Genomic DNA, 18,040 nt, shown 5'->3' with positions numbered 1-18,040 from the left:
GAGTGGGAAAGTGTTCCGGACCGCACCCGACACCCGCACCCCACACCCACACCCGGAGGAGCCCACATGACGACCCCGCACCCCACCCCGGAAGCACCCCAAGTGGCCGTCCGAGGAGAGGCCCGACTCGAAGTCGAACCAGAAGTCGCCCGCATCGCCGTGACCGTAAGCGCCCGGGGCACGGACCGGACAGCAACCCTCACCGACCTCACACGACGCAACACACTCACGGTCGACCTCATCAAGACCTACGGGGACGCCGTCGAGAAACTCGAAACCGGCGCCTTCTCCATCACCCCGGAACCAGGCCGCCACGGCCGCGGCGAACGAGTCCGCGCCTACCACGGCCGCGTGCACCTCACCGCCGAACTCAACGACTTCACCGCCCTCGGCGAACTCACCACCCGACTCGCCGACCTCGAACTGACCCGAGTGGAAGGCCCCTGGTGGGCACTGCGCCCCGACTCCCCGGCATACGGCGAAGCACGCCGGCTGGCCGTCGGAGAGGCGGTCCAGCGGGCCCGCGAGTACGCGACCGCCCTCGGAACCACGCTCCACGCCCTTCTGGAACTCTCCGACACGGGCCTGGTCCCGCCGCCCACACCCATGGGCGGCAGCATGCGCATGGCCTTCGCGGCCGAGTCCGTCGACACACCCCCGTCACTCGACCTCGAACCCCAGCGTCAAACGGTCACCGCCGAAGTCATGGCCCGCTTCACGATGACCCCACCGACGCTCTGAGTGCGCTCATCGGAGCACCCACCCGCACAGATTCAAGACTTGTCAACAACCTTTCACGCAAAGGTTGTTGAACGGCCATGCCCGACCCCTCAACTACCCGCCGGTAAGCCCTAGGCTCGAACCATGCGCCGAGCGAAAATCGTTTGCACACTGGGGCCCGCCACCGACTCGTACGACCAGATCAAGGCACTGGTCGAAGCCGGAATGGACGTCGCCCGATTCAACCTCAGCCACGGCACCTACGCCGAACACGAGGAGCGCTACCAGCACGTACGCAAAGCCGCCGACGAGACCGGCCGCAGCATCGGCATCCTCGCCGACCTTCAAGGCCCGAAGATCCGCCTCGGCCGCTTCCGTGAAGGCCCCGTACTCCTTGAACGCGGCGACACCTTCACCATCACCGTCGAAGACCACGAAGGCGACCGAAACACCTGCGGCACCACCTACAAGGGCCTCGCAGGCGACGTCACCACCGGCGAACGCATCCTCGTCGACGACGGCCGCGTCACCCTCGAAGTCACCGGCGTCGACGGCCCCCGCGTCCACACCCGCGTCGTCGAAGGCGGCATGGTCTCCGACCACAAGGGCCTCAACCTCCCCGGCGTCGCCGTCTCCGTCCCCGCCCTCTCCGAAAAGGACATCGACGACCTCCGCTGGGCCCTGCGCACCGGCGCCGACATCATCGCCCTCTCCTTCGTCCGCAGCGGCCGCGACATCGAGGACGTCCACCGCATCATGGACGAAGAAGGCCGCCGCCTCCCCGTCATCGCCAAGGTCGAGAAGCCCCAGGCCGTCGACGCCATCGACGACATCGTCGCCGCCTTCGACGGCATCATGGTCGCCCGCGGCGACCTCGGCGTCGAAATGCCCCTCGAACAGGTCCCGATCGTCCAGAAGCGCGCGATCAAGCTCGCCAGGCGGAACGCCAAACCGGTCATCGTCGCCACCCAGATGCTCGACTCGATGATCGACAACTCCCGGCCCACCCGCGCGGAGGCCAGCGACGTGGCCAACGCGGTCATCGACGGCACCGACGCCGTCATGCTCTCCGGCGAGACCAGCGTCGGCCGCTACCCCATCGAAACGGTCCGCACCATGGGCCGCATCGTCGAAGCCGCCGAAGAGGACATCCTCGCCAAGGGCCTCCCGCCCCTCACGGAACGCAGCAAGCCCCGCACCCAGGGCGGAGCCGTCGCCCGCGCCGCCGCCGAGATCGGCGACTTCCTCGGCGCCAAGTTCCTCGTCGCCTTCACCCAGTCCGGCGACACCGTCAAGCGCCTCTCCCGCTACCGCTCACCCATCCCCCTCCTGGCCTTCACCCCCGCCCTGGCGACCCACGCCCAACTCACCCTCACGTGGGGCGTCGAAACCTTCCTCGGCCCGCACGTCGACTCGACGGACGCGATGATCGCCCAGGTGGACGAGGAACTCCTCCGCATCGGCCGCTGCCGCAAGGGCGACACGATCATCATCACGGCCGGCTCCCCGCCCGGCGTCCCCGGCTCCACCAACCTGGTCCACGTCCACCACATCGGCGACCCGGTCACCCGAACCCCCTGACGGGTTCAGGACTTGGGCCCCACGTGCAGATCCATGAGCGCGACGGAGGCCTTGCGGGCGACGGAGACGTTCTGCGCGGTACGCGACTGGTTGGCGCTCCTCCACTCGACGCCGACGAGGTCGAGGGCGGCTGTGAAGAGCCCGATGATGTCGGTCGACGCGTTGGTGAAGAAGTACCGGGGGTACTCGTACCGCTTCGTCCGCCCGCCGATGATCTTCTCGGTCCAGTTCACGATCCGGCACCCGTCGGAATGAACGAGCCCCCGGATGAACGCCCACGGGTGCGCACGGACGATCTCCCGCTGCCACCCTTCGAGCACGATGCGCCGCTCATGCTTCTTACCGGGCCCGTGCTGCGGGAAGAGGCACCACAGGTGCCGCGAGGAGATCTTCACCTCTTGGCACCCCTGCCGCTGTACCTTGGTGGCGGTGTTTCCCGGGAGCACCGCTTGCATGGCTTCCACGCAAGCGTCGATGAGCCCAGGCCACGAGTTCGCGCACGTGACGGAGAGGCTGGGCACCCTCATCGCCCGATTCTGGACGATGTGCCCGTCGCCCAGGTAGAGCCCCAGGAGGTACGCGTACGCGGCCTCGTCCAGCTCCCTACCGTCGCAGCGAGGACACGTCGTACGGGCGCGGCCCGGACACTCGCCGCGTTTCGCGCGGTCTTCGTGTTTCCAGTAGCTGATCGTGCCTGCGGGGACGTTGAGCTTCCGCGCTACATCCGCGTTCTTGGCGCCGCCGCGCAGCAGCGTCAGCGCACGCTGTCGTACTTCTGTGCTGTGGAAGTGCATGCGATCACTCTGCGCAACACGCCCTCGCTGCGCGTAGCAAAAAGCGGACATTCACGCGAAGGTGAACGTCCGCTTCAGGATCGGTGCCGGGTGCGGGACTCGAACCCGCAAGCCCTCACGGGCAGATGTGTTTGAGACATCCGTGTATGCCATTCCACCAACCCGGCATGGTTGCCAGTCGGAGTGTACCCGGTCACCAGCTGCGCCAGCAGCTAGGTAGGCTTCTTCGTGCAGCACCACGCCCCGAACGAGGAGCCCCCGTGACCGCCCCCGAGCCGCCCCAGCCCGCCGCCGACGATGCCGACGCGTCGCACGTCCCGCCGCTGACGACCCGTGTCGTCATCGCCGAGGACGAGGCCCTCATCCGCATGGACCTGAAAGAGATGCTCGAGGAAGAGGGCTACTCGGTCGTCGGCGAGGCCGGCGACGGTGCCCGGGCCGTCGAGCTCGCGCGGGAGCACCAGCCCGACCTGGTCATTCTCGATGTGAAGATGCCCGTCCTGGACGGGATCTCCGCCGCGGAGAAGATCGCCGGCGAGTCCATCGCCCCCGTTCTCATGCTCACCGCCTTCTCGCAGCGCGACCTCGTCGAGCGGGCCCGGGACGCCGGGGCGATGGCGTACCTGGTGAAGCCGTTCAACAAGAGCGATGTCGTGCCGGCGATCGAGATGGCCGTGTCCCGGTTCGCGGAGCTGCGCGCGCTGGAGAAGGAGGTCGCGGACCTCTCGCAGCGGCTGGAGACGCGCAAGCTGGTGGACAGGGCGAAGAGCATCCTGCAGACGCAGTACGGGCTGACGGAGCCCGCCGCGTTCCGGTGGATCCAGAAGACGTCGATGGACCGGCGCATGTCGATGCAGCAGGTCGCGGAGGCGGTCATCGAGGACGCCGAGGAGAAGAAGGCGGCCAAGGGCCAGCAGTAGGGACGCGTACGCACGTCGCGTACGGGCGTACAGAGAAGGCCCGCTCCACTTCCTTGTGGGGCGGGCCTTCTGGCGTGGGGACGGGTCGGCCTACTCCTCGCCGAGGTACGTCTTGCGGACCTCGTCGTCGTGCAGGAGGTCCTGGCCCGTGCCGGAGAGCTTGATCTTGCCGACCTCCAGGACGTAGCCGTGGTCCGCGAGGGAGAGGGCGGCCTGGGCGTTCTGCTCGATGAGCAGAATCGTCATGCCTTCCGCCTTCAGGGTCGCGATGGTCTCCATGATCTTCTGCATCATGATCGGGGAGAGGCCCATGGAGGGCTCGTCGAGCATGAGCAGCTTGGGCTGGGACATGAGGGCGCGGCCCATGGCGAGCATCTGCTGCTCACCGCCCGAGAGGGTGCCGGCGGCCTGCTTCCGTCGTTCGCCCAGGATGGGGAAGAGGTCGTAGGCGCGCTGGATGTCCTTCTCGATGCCGTCCTTGTCCTTGCGGAGGAAGGCGCCGAGCTGGAGGTTCTCGGTGATGGTGAGCTTGGGGAAGATGTGCCGGCCCTCGGGGGAGTGGGCCATGCCGAGGGAGACGACCTTGTGGGCCGGGATGCCGTTGAGGACCTGGCCGTCGAAGGTGATCTTCCCGCTGGCGGGCTTGATGAGGCCGGAGAGGGTGCGCAGGGTGGTGGTCTTGCCGGCTCCGTTGGTGCCGATCAGGGAGACGACCTGGCCGGCTTCGACGGAGAAGGAGATGCCTTTGACGGCTTCGATCTTGCCGTAGGCGACCCTGAGGTCCTCGACCTCGAGAAGAGCGGTCACTTGGTGTCTCCTTCGGTGGTGCTGTCCGCGTCGTCGGACGCGGGGGCCTCGGGCGCCTCGTTGGCGGGGGCCTCGGCCTCGGGAGTCTCCTCCTCGGAGGTTTCGTCTGCCTCGGCCTCGGCCTCCGCGTGCGCCTCCGCCGCCTCGACCTCGGCGACTTCCTCCGCGCCGGGTGCGCCCTCGAAGGGGGTGCCGAGGTAGGCCGCGACGACGCGTTCGTCGCCCTGGACGACCTCGGAGGTGCCTTCGACGAGCTTTTCGCCCTGGACGAGCACGGCGACGCGGTCGCACAGGTTGAAGATGAACTTCATGTCGTGCTCGATGACGAGGACGGCGATGCCCTTGTCGCGGATGGCGAAGACGAGTTCCTCGGTGGCGCGGGTCTCGTTCTGGTTCATGCCGGCGGTCGGCTCGTCCAGGAGGAGCAGGCCGGGGTCGCTGGCGAGGGCCCGGGCGATCTCCAGCTTGCGCTGTTCGCCGTAGGGCAGGTTGCGTGCCAGGTGTTCCGCCTTGGCGGCGAGGCCGACGAACTCCAGGAGTTCCATGGCCCGTTCGCGGGAGGCGGTTTCCGCCTTCTTGAAGCCGGGGCCGCGCAGGAGCGCGGACCAGAGGCCTTCCTTGGTCCGGGTGTGGCGTCCGACGAGGACGTTCTCCAGGACCGTCATGTTGGAGAAGAGGCGGATGTTCTGGAACGTGCGGGCGATGCCGGCCTTGGTGACGAGGTGCGGCTTGGGCGGCAGGACCGTGCCCTTGTAGCTGACCTGTCCCTCGGTGGGGACGTAGAGGCCGGTGAGGCAGTTGAAGAAGGTGGTCTTGCCGGCGCCGTTGGGGCCGATGAGTCCGACGATCTCGCCTTCGCGGACGGTGAGGTCCACTCCGCGTACGGCGGTGAGTCCGCCGAAGCGCATGGTGACACCGCTGGCGTCGAGGACGGTGGCGGCGGTGGCCGCGGCCGTGTTCTCCGTGGTGGTGGTGGTCGTCATGGCGTTCACGCCCCCGCCTTCGAGGTTCCGACGATGGGATCGGCGGCGGGCCGCTGGTCCGGTACGTCGAGCTTGTCGGCGCCCTCGTCGTGCTCGTGGTACTCCAGCTGGGCGCGCCGGTTGGGGATGAGGCCCTCGGGGCGGAAGCGCATCAGCAGGATGAGCGCGAGGCCGAACGCGAGGAGCTGGAAGTCCTTGAGGAAGGCCAGCTTCTCGGGGATGAGGAAGAGCAGCGCCGCGCCGAGGAGCGGGCCGCGGATGGTGCCCATGCCGCCGAGGATGACGGCCGCGAGGAGGAACGCGGAGTTCGGGGCGACGGGGCCGGCGAACACGTACATCTCGGGGAGGACGGTGCCCTGGAAGTGGGCCTGGACGGTGCCGGCGACGCCGGCGAGGGTGGCGCCGAGGGCGAAGGCGATGAGCTTGACGCGGAAGCCGTTGATGCCCATGGCGGTGGCGGCGGTCTCGTCCTCGCGGATGGCGACCCAGGCGCGGCCGATGCGCGAGTCCTGTGCCCGGCTGAAGACCAGGACGACGAGGACCATGACGAGCAGCATCAGCAGGTAGTAGTTGGCGTAACTGCCGAGTTCCACGCCGAGGATGGTGTGGGTCTCGCCGAAGTCGTAGCCGAAGATGTTCAGCGCCGGGATGTTCGGGATGCCGTTGGGGCCGTTGGTGATCTGGGGTCCGTTGTCGCCGTCCATGTTGTTGACGGTGATGCGGAAGATCTCTCCGAAGCCGAGGGTGACGATGGCGAGGTAGTCGCCGTGGAGTCGGAGGGTGGGGGCGCCGATGATGACGCCGAAGATCAGCGAGGCGACGGCTCCGATGATCATGGCGACCCAGAACGGGAGCTGGATGTCGAGCGCGGAGGCCGTGGATCCGGAGACGAGGGCGGCCGTGTAGGCGCCGACGCCGAGGAAGGCGACGTATCCGAGGTCGAGCAGTCCGGCGAGGCCGACGACGATGTTCAGTCCGAGGGCGACCGTGGCGAAGATCAGGATCTGCACGGCGATCACGGTGAACGTGTCGGTGGTCTGGGTGAAGGGGAAGACGGCCGCGGCGGCGAAGGCCGCGACGGCGGCGACCTGCTTGTTCTTCGACGCGATGGCGGAGATGCGGCCCATGAGGCCGGACTTGTTGAGTGCGCCGGCGCCGAAGCCCGCGAGGAGCAGGTAGCCGATGAACAGCTCGGGGTACTCGGTGGAGATGCCGTACGTGACGGCGTACATGCCGATGGCGAACGCGGCGACGATGAGCAGGATCTCGGCCCAGGAGGGGATCTCCTTGGGCTTCGTCGGCTTGCGGGAGTCGTCCTTGAGGAGGAACGCCGTCAGCGGGATGAGCGCCGTGACGAAGGCGACGTACGCGCCGGGCTCCCAGTGGGCGAGGCCGCCGAGCTGCGCCGCGATGGCGATGACGGTGTACCAGGTGGTGCCGAGGGTGCCGAGGGCGAGGAACTGCAGTGCCTTCGTGGAGCCGGCGGGGGTGAGCCAGCGCAGGCCCTTGATGCCGAGCCCGGAGAGGGCGAAGAGCGTCAGGAGCAGGCCGCCGGCGAGGGTGAGGACCTGGAGGCCGCCGGGGTAGCCGGTGACCGTGAGGTCGCCGGGGAACTCGGTGGTGTAGGTCCAGGCGAGGAAGGTGCTGGCGACGGTGGCGAGGCCACCGGCGGCGACGATCCAGTGGAGGAGGCCGGGCGCCTTGGCGGCGGTCTTCTCGGTTGCCGGGGTGCCGGACTCTTCGGGGGTCCCGGGAGTCTCGGGGGTCTTGGTGAGGTCGGTGGTCATCGTGATCACGCCCTGTCCGCTGTGCGCTGTCCGAGGAGACCTTGTGGTCGGAACAGGAGCACGAGGATGAGGAGGGAGAAGACCCAGATGTCCTTCCAGGCACCGCCGCCGAACTGGTCCATCCCGGGGATGTGCTCGACGTAGGCGATGGAGAGGGTTTCGGCGAGTCCGAGGACGACGCCGCCGATCATGGCGCCGTAGATGTTGCCGATGCCGCCGAGGACGGCTGCGGTGAAGGCCTTGAGGCCCAGCAGGAAGCCCATCTCGAAGCGGATCTGGCCCTTGTCGAGGCCTTCGGCGACCGCTGCGACCGCGGCGAACGCGGCGCCGATGGCGAAGGCCATCACGATGATGCGGTCGGTGTTGATGCCCATCAGCTTCGCGGTGTCCGGGTCCTGCGCCGTGGCCTGCATGGCACGGCCGCTGCGGCTCTTCGAGACGAAGACGCCGAGGGCGATCATGCACAGGGGGGCGGCGACGAGGACGAACGTGTCGGCGCGGGAGATCGACAGGCCGTCGAAGATCTGGAAGCTTCCGCCCTTGAACTCGGGGAAGGTGACCTTGCTCTTGGCACCGGGGTAGAAGCCCCAGATGAGTTGCTGGAGCACGATCGACAGACCGATGGCCGTGATCAGGGGGGCGAGCCGGGGCGCGCCGCGCAGGGGACGGTAGGCGAAGCGTTCGGCGGCGGTGGCGACGGCAACGGAGACCACCGCGCCGCCTATCAGCATGATGGGGATCGCGATCACGAGGGCGGTGCCCTCGGGCAGGATCGTGTATGCCGTGAGCGCGCCGAAGCCGCCGACCATGAAGATCTCGCCGTGGGCGAAGTTGATGAGCTGGACGATGCCGTAGACCATCGTGTAACCGATGGCGATGAGGCCGTAAAGGGCCCCCAGGGCAAGGCCGTCGGCCAGCTGTTGCGGCAGTTCGTTCACCGCAGGGCCTCCGATGAGCGTGTCGGATATGACACCGCGCGAGGGCGCTGTTTGCGCCCTCGCGCGGCTTGGTTCATTTGGTGCGTGATGCGTGGTGCGTGATGCGGGGCGGTACGGGGTCAGTCCTTGAAGGTCTCGGACTTGACGTCGACCCAGGCGCCGTTCTTGACCTGGTAGACGGTGAGCTGCTTGTTGGTGGTGTCGCCGTACTGGTCGAAGGAGACCTTGCCGGTCACGCCCTCGAAGGAGACCTTGGCCATGGCCTCGGTGACCTTGGCGCGGGCGTCGTCGGGCAGCTTGCCGTTGTTGTCGGCGACGACGGCCTTGACGGCCTGGATGATGGACCAGGCGGCGTCGTAGGAGTAGCCGCCGTAGGCCGCGTACGGGTCCTTGTAGCCGGCCGCCTGGTAGTCCGAGATGAACTTCTTGGCGGTGGGGAGCTTCTCGACGGGGAAGCCGACCGAGGTGGCCAGGTCACCCTCGTTGGCCTCGCCGGAGGCCTTGATGAACTCGGGGTCGTAGATGCCGTCGCCGCCCATGGTGGGGATCTTGGCGCCGGCCTTCTTGACCTGGTCGGAGAGCAGGCCGCCCTCGGGGTACTGGCCGCCGAAGTAGACGGAGTCGGCGCCGGAGCCCTTGATCTTGTTGGCGGTGGAGGAGAAGTCGGTCTCCTTGACCGTCACGGAGTCGGTGCCGACGACGGTGCCGCCGAGGCGCTTGAACTCGTCGGAGAAGATCGCGGCGAGGCCGGCGCCGTAGGTCTGCTTGTCGTTGACGACGAAGACCTTCTTCTTGCCGGCGTCCTTGAAGAGGTAGTTCGCGGCGAACTTGCCCTGGATGACGTCGGTGGTGGCGGTGCGGAAGTAGGTCTTGAAGGGGCGCTTGAACTCGCCCTTGCCCCAGTTGTCGCCCTGGGAGAGCGACGGGTTGGTGTTGGCCGGGGAGACCTGGGTGAGGTTGGCCTTGTCGAAGTCGGCCTGCATCGACTGGGAGACGCCGGAGTTCAGCGGGCCGACGACGCCGAGGACGTCCTTGATGCCGACGAGCTTGGTGGCGTTGGCCTTGCCGGTGGCGGGGACGGCCTGGTCGTCGAGGGCTTCGATCTTGAAGGTGACGCCGGGGACTTCTTTGTTCTTGTTGGCGGTCTGGACCGCCAGGTCCACGGAGTTCTTGATGCCCTGCCCCAGCGCGGACAGCGAGCCGGTGAGCGGCGCGTCGACACCGATGACGACGGTGGTGCCGCCGCTGGAGTTGTCGCTTCCGCCCTTGTCGTCGCGCGAACCGCAGGCGGTGAGGGTGAGTGCTCCCGTGGTGATCACGGTGGTGAGGATGAGCAAGGAACGGTGTCGCACGATGAATCCTTTCCCTGGCGCGGCCCCCTCGAGCTGAGGCGGTGCCGTGAAGCGCGGAGCCGGAGGTGCCGTTGGTGAATGCCGGGCCGTACTGGGGATGACTGGGTGATGCGGGGCCGTGCAGCGGACGCGCCCGGCGGCGCGGTAACTGGCGGTGACTCTAAGCGCAGGTGGAGGAGGTGGGGAGCGGGGAGGTCAGGATGTGACTGTCTTGTTATCGCGAGGGGGAGAGGAGGTGGACAGGGGGTGGGCAAACTAGGACATTCCAGTCAATGGAGAGGTGTTCACATAGTGAGAACGCCCAGTTCCGCTAAGGGGCTTGAGCAGATCACGCTCCTGTCGGGCAACCTGTGAGGGTCTCCGGATATCGGACGGTCACTCAAACGTCAGCGGACGGAACGCTCAGTGCGGCACTCCGTACGGCCCTCGGGTGGTGATCACGGAGTGTCACGGGGGTGACTTCCCCTGCTCCGACATCCCGGTCGCGCCGCTCGCGGCCGCGCACCGTCTTCGGCTCTCCTCGTCGGCGAGGTTGAGCGCCGCTTCGCGGCCGTCGGCGCGCTCCCGGGTGCGGGCGAGCGCGAGAACCTCGTCGTGGATCTCCAGCTGCTCGTTGGAGAACCCTTTCTGCTCCCAGTCGAGCCCCGCCCACTTGCTCCCCCTCAGCGCCTCCCGCACCCAGTACGCGACGAGGTCGGTGCAGATGTCCACGGGTGTCCTGGCCTGTGGCGGCGCCGGATCGGGGTGGTCGCGTGAGCAGCCGGAGAGGGCCGCCGTCGCGGCCAGAACGCCGACGGCCAGGGCCGCGGGGAGCGCGGTCCTGGCCGGTGCGTGCGCCCGTGGGCGCGGCTGTGCGTACGCCTGTGCGTCCGTGCGTGCGCGCGGCGGGATGCCCATGGGTGGGACGCTAGGCGATCTCGCGCGCGGGCACAACAGGTGCCCGGACTAAGGCAGTTGGACGAACGGCGCGAGGAAGGAGCGGGCGCCGGGGGTGTCGAGCCGGTACACCACGTTGGTGGCGTAACAGGGCGTGTCGCCGGTGATCGTGGTGGCGACCAGGGTCAGCCTGCCGTCGAGCGTGGCGAAGTTCGGGCCGCCCGAATCGCCGTAGCAGGCACCGCCGTTGCCCTGCGGCGCGGTCATGGCGAGCCGGAGCCAGGCGTCGTTGAGCGCGTTGAAGGCGACCGGGGCCTTGAGGCGGACGCCGCCGCCGGGGTGGGTGTGCCCGCCCGGTGCGCGGCGCGCCTCCTGCGTGCCGTAGCCGGCGACCACGAACGAGGTGTCGTCGAGCCCCTGCGGGCCGAGCGCGGCGAGGGCGCCGGCGGCGGGGAGCGTGGCCGGCTTGAAGGACCAGCGCTCCGCGACCTTCGCCGCGGGCAGCTGGATCACCGAGATGTCGTGGGTGTCGGAGGCCGGGCCAGGGTAGGCGGGATGGTTGTGCGCGGTGCCCTCGACGGCGACCGCCTTCGCGACGGCGGCCGGGTCGCCCGGGTGCTCGGCGGCGGCCTTGTCCAGGCCGGCCTGGACGTCCTGGTCGAGAGAGACGTAGAACCGGACGTTCTCCGGCCAGTCGGTGGTGCAGTGCGCCGCGGTCAGGAAGGTGTCCGCGTCGACCATGGTGCCGGAGCAGACCCAGTCGACCCGGTCGGGCGTGCCCGGGTCGCCGTCGGCGTCCCAGGTGGCGACCAGCGCGCCGACCTCGGTGCGCTCGGGCGCGGGGGTGGCGTTGTACGAGTTGATCGCTGCGGACGGGATCGCGGTGGCGAGGACGGCAGCGCAGGCCGCGGCGGTGATGGCGCTCGCCACGGTGGTGGAGCGTACGGCGGTCACGAAGAACCCCTCGGTGTGTGAGTGGGACCGGTGTTCTCCTGTGGGGGAGGCCGTCAGTGAAGCGGGTGGCGGGCGTGGGGACAAGAGGGTCTGCGGTGACGGGTGGGGAGAGCCGGGTCGCGAGCGTGCCCGGGTGTCCGGTGGTTGGTATCGGAGCCCGCTCGGCGATGTTCGGAAGGTGATGCTCCGGATCCGGAGACCGGTAATCGCCGTTGCGCGCCCTCGCCGGCGTCCGGGTGGGGGATTCGTGCCGGTAACGGCGCCCGCCGCCCGGATCCGCGTCCCGGATCGGAGCCCGCGGCCGGGGCCCCGATGGTGACTCTCCGTGTGCCGTGGTGCGGTGCGGCCCGGGACGGAGCGCCGTCCCGGGCCGGGCGTGGTGGTGGATTCGCGCCGTTTCGGTCAGGCCGCGCCGGTGCCCGGGATGTTGCCGGCGTCCTTGGGCGTGACCTCGCGGAGCAGGCAGGTCAGCCGGGCCGTGCAGACCCGCTTGTCCTGCTCGTCGGTGATCACGATCTCGTACGTGGCCGTGGACCGGCCGCGGTGCACCGGGGTCGCGACACCCGTCACGAGGCCGCTGCGGACCCCGCGGTGGTGGGTGCAGTTCAGGTCGACGCCCACCGCGATCTTGGAGACGCCGCCGTGCAGCATGGAGCCGATCGACCCGAGGGTCTCGGCGAGGACGGCGGAGGCGCCGCCGTGGAGCAGGCCGTACGGCTGGGTGTTGCCCTCCACGGGCATCGTGCCGACGACCTTGTCCGCCGAGGCCTCGACGATCTGTACGCCCATGCGGTTGCCGAGGTGGCCCGCCGAGAACAGGGCGGGCAGGTCGACGCCGAGCGCGGCGTACTCGTCGATGACTTCCTGCGGGAACTTCACGTGCTGCTGCTCGCCCATCGGCCCGGCTCCGTTCGTCTTCGTACGTCGTCAGTGCGTGCCTGAGCAAACGCTTAGGCGCCCGGCGATTGTTCCAGACGGCCCCGGGGCCGGGTCCAGTCACCCCGGAAGTGACGGTGGCGGCCCTCACAGACCGCCCGGCGTGGCCCCGCCACCGGGATCGATGCCCCGGTGGTCGAAGTACCGCTGCCCCTGGTCGGCCCCGCTCCGGCGGACGTGCGGGCTCAGCCGGGCGTCCCCACCGGGACCAGGCGGACGATCACGGACTTGCTGGCGGGGGTGTTGCTGATGTCCGCCGTGGACTCCAGCGGCACCAGGACGTTCGTCTCCGGGTAGTACGCGGCCGCGCAGCCCCGGGCCGTCGGGTAGTGCACGACCCGGAAGCCCGGTGCGCGCCGCTCGCTGCCGTCCTTCCACTCGCTCACGAGATCGGTGTACGCCCCGTCCGCGAGGCCGAGGGCCGCCGCGTCCTCCGGGTGGACGAGGACGACCCGGCGGCCGCCCTTGATGCCGCGGTAGCGGTCGTCCAGGCCGTAGATCGTGGTGTTGTACTGGTCGTGCGAGCGCAGGGTCTGCAGGAGCAGCCGGCCCTCGGGCACCGTCGGGTACTCCACGGGCGCGGCGGTGAAGTTGGCCTTGCCGGTCGCCGTGGGGAAGCGGCGCTCGTCGCGCGGCGCGTGCGGGAGCGTGAAGCCGCCGGGGGAGGCGGCGAGGCGGGCGTTGAAGTCCTCGAAGCCGGGCACCACGCGCGCGATGCGGTCGCGGATCGTGGCGTAGTCCTTCTCGAACTCCTCCCAGGGCGTGGCCGAACCGGCCCCGAGGACGGCCCGTGCCATACGGGCCACGATCGCCGGCTCGGAGAGCAGGTGCGGGCTCGCGGGCGGCAGGTTGCCGCGCGAGGCGTGGACCTGGCCCATGGAGTCCTCGACGGTCACGAACTGCTTGCCGCTCGCCTGCACGTCCTTGTCGGTGCGGCCGAGCGTGGGCAGGATCAACGCGCGCGTGCCGGTGACGGCGTGCGAGCGGTTCAGCTTGGTCGAGACATGGACGGTGAGCCGGGCGTTGCGCATGGCCGCCTCGGTGACCTCCGTGTCGGGGGTGGCGCCGACGAAGTTGCCGCCCATCGCGAAGAAGACCTTCGCCTCGCCGTCGCGGAGCGCCTGGATCGAGCGGACGACGTCGAAGCCGTGGTGGCGCGGCGAGACGATCCCGAACTCCTTGTCCAGGGCGTCCAGGAAGGCGGGAGCGGGCCGCTCGAAGATGCCCATCGTGCGGTCGCCCTGCACGTTCGAATGGCCGCGCACGGGGCACACGCCCGCGCCGGGGCGGCCGATGTTGCCGCGCAGCAGGAGGAAGTTGACGACCTCGCGGATCGTCGGCACGGAGTGCTTGTGCTGGGTGAGGCCCATCGCCCAGCAGACGATGGTCCGCTTCGAGGCGAGGACCATCTCCAGGGCCCGCTCGATCTCCGTGCGGGTCAGGCCGGTCGCGGTCAGCGTCTCGTCCCAGTCGGCGGCGCGCGCGGCCGCGGCGAACTCCTCGTACCCGTGGGTGTGTTCCCGTACGAACTCCTCGTCCACCGCGCCCGGAGTCTCCAGGACGAGCTTGTTGAGGAGGCGGAAGAGGGCCTGGTCGCCGCCGATACGGATCTGGAGGAAGAGGTCGGTGAGCGAGGCGCCCTTCAGAAGGCCCTGCGGGGTCTGCGGGTTCTTGAACTTCTCCAGGCCCGCCTCGGGCAGCGGGTTGACCGAGATGATCTTCGCGCCCGCCGCCTTCGCCTTCTCCAGCGCGGAGAGCATCCGGGGGTGGTTCGTGCCCGGGTTCTGCCCAGCGACGACGATCAGGTCCGCCTGGTGCAGGTCCTCCAGGGAGACGCTGCCCTTGCCGATCCCGATGGTCTCGTTGAGCGCCGAACCGGAGGACTCGTGGCACATGTTGGAGCAGTCCGGCAGGTTGTTCGTGCCGAACTCGCGGGCGAAGAGCTGGAGCAGGAACGCGGCCTCGTTGCTGGTGCGTCCCGAGGTGTAGAAGAGCGCCTCGTCGGGGGAGGAGAGGGCGGTCAGCTCCTCGGCGATGATCGCGAAGGCCCGCTCCCAGGTCACCGGCTCGTACCGCTCGGCGCCCTCCGTCAGGCCCTCTCCCTTCTCCATGAGCATGGGCTGCGTGATGCGGCCCTGCTGACCCAGCCAGTACCCGCTGCGGTGGGCGAGGTCCGCCACCGGGTGCGCGGCGAAGAAGTCAGGGGTGACGCGGCGCAGCGTCGCCTCCTCGGCGACCGCCTTCGCCCCGTTCTCGCAGAACTCCGCCACGTGCCGCTTGTCGCCCTCGGGCCAGGCGCAGCCCGGGCAGTCGAAGCCGTCCTTCTGGTTGACCTTGAGCAGCGTCCGCGCGGTGCGCCGCACCCCCATCTGCGCCTGGGAGATCTTCAGGGTGTGCGCGACGGCGGCGAGGCCGGCGGCGGCGTGCTGCGGCGGCGCGACCTGCGGCGCGTCCTGGACCGGGTCGCCTGCGGGCGGCTTGCTGACCATCACGCTCTCCCTTGAGCGGTCGACCTGTGGCGTACGTCTCCGATCCTGTCACGGCCCACCGACAGCGCGGTGCGCGGACCGGGCGTGGAGGGGATTGTCGGTGGTCCGTGGCAGGATCGTCCATGTGGCAGAGACAGCATCGAAGAAGACCGAAGAAACCCGTCCCCGACTGCTCCTCATGGACGGGCACTCGCTCGCGTACCGGGCGTTCTTCGCGCTGCCCGCGGAGAATTTCACGAGCGCGAGCGGGCAGACGACGAACGCGATCTACGGCTTCGCGTCGATGCTGGCGAACACGTTGCGTGACGAGGCGCCCACGCACTTCGCCGTCGCGTTCGACGTGTCCCGCAAGACGTGGCGTTCGGCCGACTTCCCGGAGTACAAGGCCAACCGCTCGAAGACCCCGGACGAGTTCAAGGGGCAGGTCGAGCTGATCGGCGAGCTGCTCGACACCATGAACGCGGTGCGGTTCGCTGTGGACGGCTTCGAGGCCGACGACATCATCGCGACGCTCGCCACCCAGGCCGAGGCTGCCGGTTTCGACGTCCTGATCGTCACCGGCGACCGCGACTCGTTCCAGCTGGTCAGCGACCGCGTGACGGTGCTCTACCCCACCAAGGGCGTCTCCGAGCTGACCCGCTTCACGCCGGAGAAGGTCCAGGAGAAGTACGGCCTCACCCCGTCGCAGTACCCCGACTTCGCCGCCCTGCGCGGCGACCCGTCCGACAATCTCCCGGGCATCCCCGGCGTCGGCGAGAAGACCGCGACGAAGTGGATCAGCCAGTTCGGCTCGTTCGCGGAGCTGGTCGAGCGTGCCGACGAGGTCAAGGGCAAGGTCGGGCAGGCCCTGCGCGACCACCTGGAGTCGGTCAAGCTCAACCGCCACCTGACCGAGCTGGTCCGGGACGTCGAGCTGCCCCGCACCGTGGCCGAGCTGGAGCGCGCGCCCTACGACCGGACCGCGCTCAAGGGCTTCCTGGAGGTCCTGGAGATCCGTAACCCGAGCCTGCGCGAGCGCCTGCTGGCGGTCGACCCGGGTGCCGAGGAGGAAGAGGCCCCGGCCCCCGAGGCGGGCGTCGAACTCGACGGCACCGCGCTGGGCACCGGCGAGCTGGCCCCCTGGCTGGAGGCGCACGGCGGGCAGCCGCTCGGTGTGGCCACCGTCGCCGCCTGGGCCCTGGGCGCGGGCAACGTCAGCGAGGTGGCCCTCGCGGCGGCCGACGGCAAGGCGGCGTGGTTCGACACGACCCGGCTCGACGAGCAGGACGAGCGCGCGTTCGCGGACTGGCTCGCCGACCCGGCCAGGCCGAAGGTGATGCACAACGCGAAGGAGGCCCTGCGGGTCTTCCCTGAGCACGGCTGGCGCCTCGAGGGCATCACGATGGACACCGCGCTCGCCGCGTACCTGGTCAAGCCCGGCCGCCGCTCCTTCGCCCTGGACGCGCTCTCCGTCGAGTACCTCCACCGCGAGCTGGCCCCCGCGGCCGCCGACGGACAGCTGGCCTTCGGCACCGACGAGCACGCCGAGGCGGACGCCCTGATGTCCCAGGCCCGCGCGGTGCTCGACCTCGGAGAGGCGTTCGGCGAGAAGCTCGCCGAGGTCGGCGCGACGGAGCTGCTGCACGACGTGGAGCTGCCGACGTCCCTGCTCCTGGCCCGGATGGAGCGGCACGGCATCGCCGCCGACCGGGCCCACCTGGAGGCCATGGAGCAGCAGTTCGCCGGAGCGGTGCAGCAGGCCGTGAAGGAGGCGCACGCCTCCGTGGGGCACGAGTTCAACCTCGGCTCGCCCAAGCAGCTCCAGGAGGTGTTCTTCGGCGAACTGAACCTGCCGAAGACGAAGAAGACCAAGACCGGTTACACCACGGACGCCGACGCGCTGGCGTGGCTGGCCGGGCAGACCGAGCACGAGCTGCCGGTGATCATGCTCCGCCACCGCGAGCAGGCGCGCCTGCGCTCCACGGTCGAGGGTCTGATCAAGACGATCGGCGGCGACGGCCGTATCCACACCACCTTCAGCCAGACGGTGGCGGCGACCGGCCGCCTCTCCTCCACCGACCCGAACCTGCAGAACGTGCCGGTGCGCACCGACGAGGGACGGGCGATCCGGCACGGCTTCGTCGTGGGCGAGGGCTTCGAGTCGCTGATGACGGCGGACTACAGCCAGATCGAGCTGCGGGTCATGGCCCATCTCTCCGAGGACGAGGGCCTCATCGAGGCGTTCACCTCCGGCGAGGACCTGCACACCACGGTCGCCTCGCAGGTCTTCGGCGTCGAGCGGTCCGCCGTCGACGCCGAGATGCGGCGCAAGATCAAGGCCATGTCGTACGGCCTGGCGTACGGCCTGTCCGCGTTCGGCCTCTCCCAGCAGCTGAACATCGAGGCGCGCGAGGCGAACGCGCTGATGGACACGTACTTCGAGCGCTTCGGCGGGGTACGGGACTATCTGCGCCGCGTCGTCGACGAGGCGCGCGCCACGGGGTACACCGAGACGATGCTGGGCCGCCGCAGGTACCTCCCGGATCTGAACAGCGACAACCGCCAGCGCCGCGAGGCCGCCGAGCGCATGGCGTTGAACGCGCCGATCCAGGGCACGGCGGCGGACATCGTGAAGGTCGCGATGCTGAACGTGGACCGGGCGTTGACCGAGGCGGGTCTCGCCTCCCGGATGCTGCTCCAGGTCCACGACGAAATCGTCCTCGAAGTGGCCCCGGGCGAGCGCGAGCAGGTCGAGTCCCTGGTCCGCGCGCAGATGTCCGCGGCGGCCTCGCTCCGCGCCCCGCTCGACGTCTCGGTCGGCGTGGGCCCGGACTGGGAGTCGGCGGCCCACTGACGGCTGACCGGTCCACCTGGCGCGTGCGGGGAACCGCTTGCGCCAGGTGGACCAGCTCGGGGGCGCTTCG

Annotated in this window: 14 protein-coding genes and 1 tRNA gene; 4 read left to right on the top strand and 11 right to left on the bottom strand. The window is 69.5% G+C overall.

All coding sequences use genetic code 11. From position 1 onward, the window contains the following. The first annotated feature begins 66 nt into the window (after window positions 1-66). Both ACWF79_RS12525 and pyk read left to right on the top strand, forming a co-directional pair. Complete coding sequence (locus tag ACWF79_RS12525) at window positions 67-741, top strand: SIMPL domain-containing protein (RefSeq protein ID WP_453728045.1); 675 nt, start codon at window positions 67-69, stop codon at window positions 739-741. Between the two features lie 123 nt (window positions 742-864). Next, window positions 865-2,301, top strand: a complete 1,437-nt coding sequence (gene pyk / locus ACWF79_RS12520) for a pyruvate kinase (RefSeq protein WP_453728044.1) — start codon at window positions 865-867, stop codon at window positions 2,299-2,301. Window positions 2,302-2,306: 5 nt separating this feature from the next. Here the strand turns inward: pyk and ACWF79_RS12515 are convergent, their stop codons facing one another. Then, window positions 2,307-3,095 carry a helix-turn-helix domain-containing protein gene (locus tag ACWF79_RS12515; protein WP_453728043.1) on the bottom strand — a complete coding sequence of 263 codons (789 nt, stop codon included), beginning with the start codon at window positions 3,093-3,095 and terminating at the stop codon, window positions 2,307-2,309. 84 nt (window positions 3,096-3,179) lie between these two features. Then, window positions 3,180-3,262, bottom strand: a tRNA-Leu gene (locus ACWF79_RS12510). A 93-nt stretch (window positions 3,263-3,355) separates the two neighbouring features. On the opposite strand from ACWF79_RS12510, the gene ACWF79_RS12505 reads away from it, so the two are divergent. Further along, a complete protein-coding gene (locus ACWF79_RS12505) occupies window positions 3,356-4,015 on the top strand; it encodes an ANTAR domain-containing response regulator (protein WP_453728042.1) in 660 nt (219 codons plus the stop codon). Window positions 4,016-4,105: 90 nt separating this feature from the next. On the opposite strand, the gene ACWF79_RS12500 is transcribed toward ACWF79_RS12505, so the two are convergent. From ACWF79_RS12500 to ACWF79_RS12460, 9 genes are all read right to left on the bottom strand, one after another. Continuing rightward, the gene (locus ACWF79_RS12500; protein WP_453728041.1) at window positions 4,106-4,822 is read right to left on the bottom strand and encodes an ABC transporter ATP-binding protein; all 717 of its coding nucleotides are present in this window, start codon (window positions 4,820-4,822) and stop codon (window positions 4,106-4,108) included. Then, the gene (locus ACWF79_RS12495) at window positions 4,819-5,805 is read right to left on the bottom strand and encodes an ABC transporter ATP-binding protein (RefSeq protein WP_453728108.1); all 987 of its coding nucleotides are present in this window, start codon (window positions 5,803-5,805) and stop codon (window positions 4,819-4,821) included. Before ACWF79_RS12495 ends, ACWF79_RS12500 begins: the two co-directional genes overlap by 4 nt. A 5-nt stretch (window positions 5,806-5,810) precedes the next feature. Then, entirely contained in the window at window positions 5,811-7,592 is a 1,782-nt protein-coding gene (locus tag ACWF79_RS12490) for a branched-chain amino acid ABC transporter permease (protein ID WP_453728107.1), read from the bottom strand. A gap of 5 nt (window positions 7,593-7,597) precedes the next feature. Beyond that, window positions 7,598-8,530: a branched-chain amino acid ABC transporter permease gene (locus ACWF79_RS12485; RefSeq protein WP_453728040.1), complete on the bottom strand. Its 933-nt coding sequence runs from the start codon at window positions 8,528-8,530 to the stop codon at window positions 7,598-7,600. Between the two features lie 119 nt (window positions 8,531-8,649). After that, window positions 8,650-9,882: a branched-chain amino acid ABC transporter substrate-binding protein gene (locus tag ACWF79_RS12480; protein WP_453728039.1), complete on the bottom strand. Its 1,233-nt coding sequence runs from the start codon at window positions 9,880-9,882 to the stop codon at window positions 8,650-8,652. Window positions 9,883-10,329: 447 nt separating this feature from the next. After that, complete coding sequence (locus tag ACWF79_RS12475; RefSeq protein ID WP_453728038.1) at window positions 10,330-10,779, bottom strand: hypothetical protein; 450 nt, start codon at window positions 10,777-10,779, stop codon at window positions 10,330-10,332. 48 nt (window positions 10,780-10,827) lie between these two features. After that, the gene (locus tag ACWF79_RS12470) at window positions 10,828-11,712 is read right to left on the bottom strand and encodes a trypsin-like serine protease (protein ID WP_453728037.1); all 885 of its coding nucleotides are present in this window, start codon (window positions 11,710-11,712) and stop codon (window positions 10,828-10,830) included. Between the two features lie 402 nt (window positions 11,713-12,114). Then, window positions 12,115-12,609, bottom strand: coding sequence for a PaaI family thioesterase (locus ACWF79_RS12465; RefSeq protein WP_453728036.1), 495 nt, complete (start codon window positions 12,607-12,609; stop codon window positions 12,115-12,117). A gap of 224 nt (window positions 12,610-12,833) precedes the next feature. Next, a complete protein-coding gene (locus ACWF79_RS12460; RefSeq protein WP_453728035.1) occupies window positions 12,834-15,137 on the bottom strand; it encodes an FdhF/YdeP family oxidoreductase in 2,304 nt (767 codons plus the stop codon). Window positions 15,138-15,315: 178 nt separating this feature from the next. On the opposite strand from ACWF79_RS12460, the gene polA reads away from it, so the two are divergent. Then, window positions 15,316-17,970 (top strand): DNA polymerase I, encoded by a 2,655-nt coding sequence (gene polA / locus ACWF79_RS12455; protein WP_453728106.1) that lies wholly within the window; start codon window positions 15,316-15,318, stop codon window positions 17,968-17,970. The last annotated feature ends 70 nt before the right edge of the window (window positions 17,971-18,040 follow it).

It is taken from the genome of Streptomyces sp. NPDC054975 (assembly GCF_053609105.1).
Note: the sequence above shows the minus strand (reverse complement) of the source record. Positions and strands in the feature narration are given on the sequence as shown.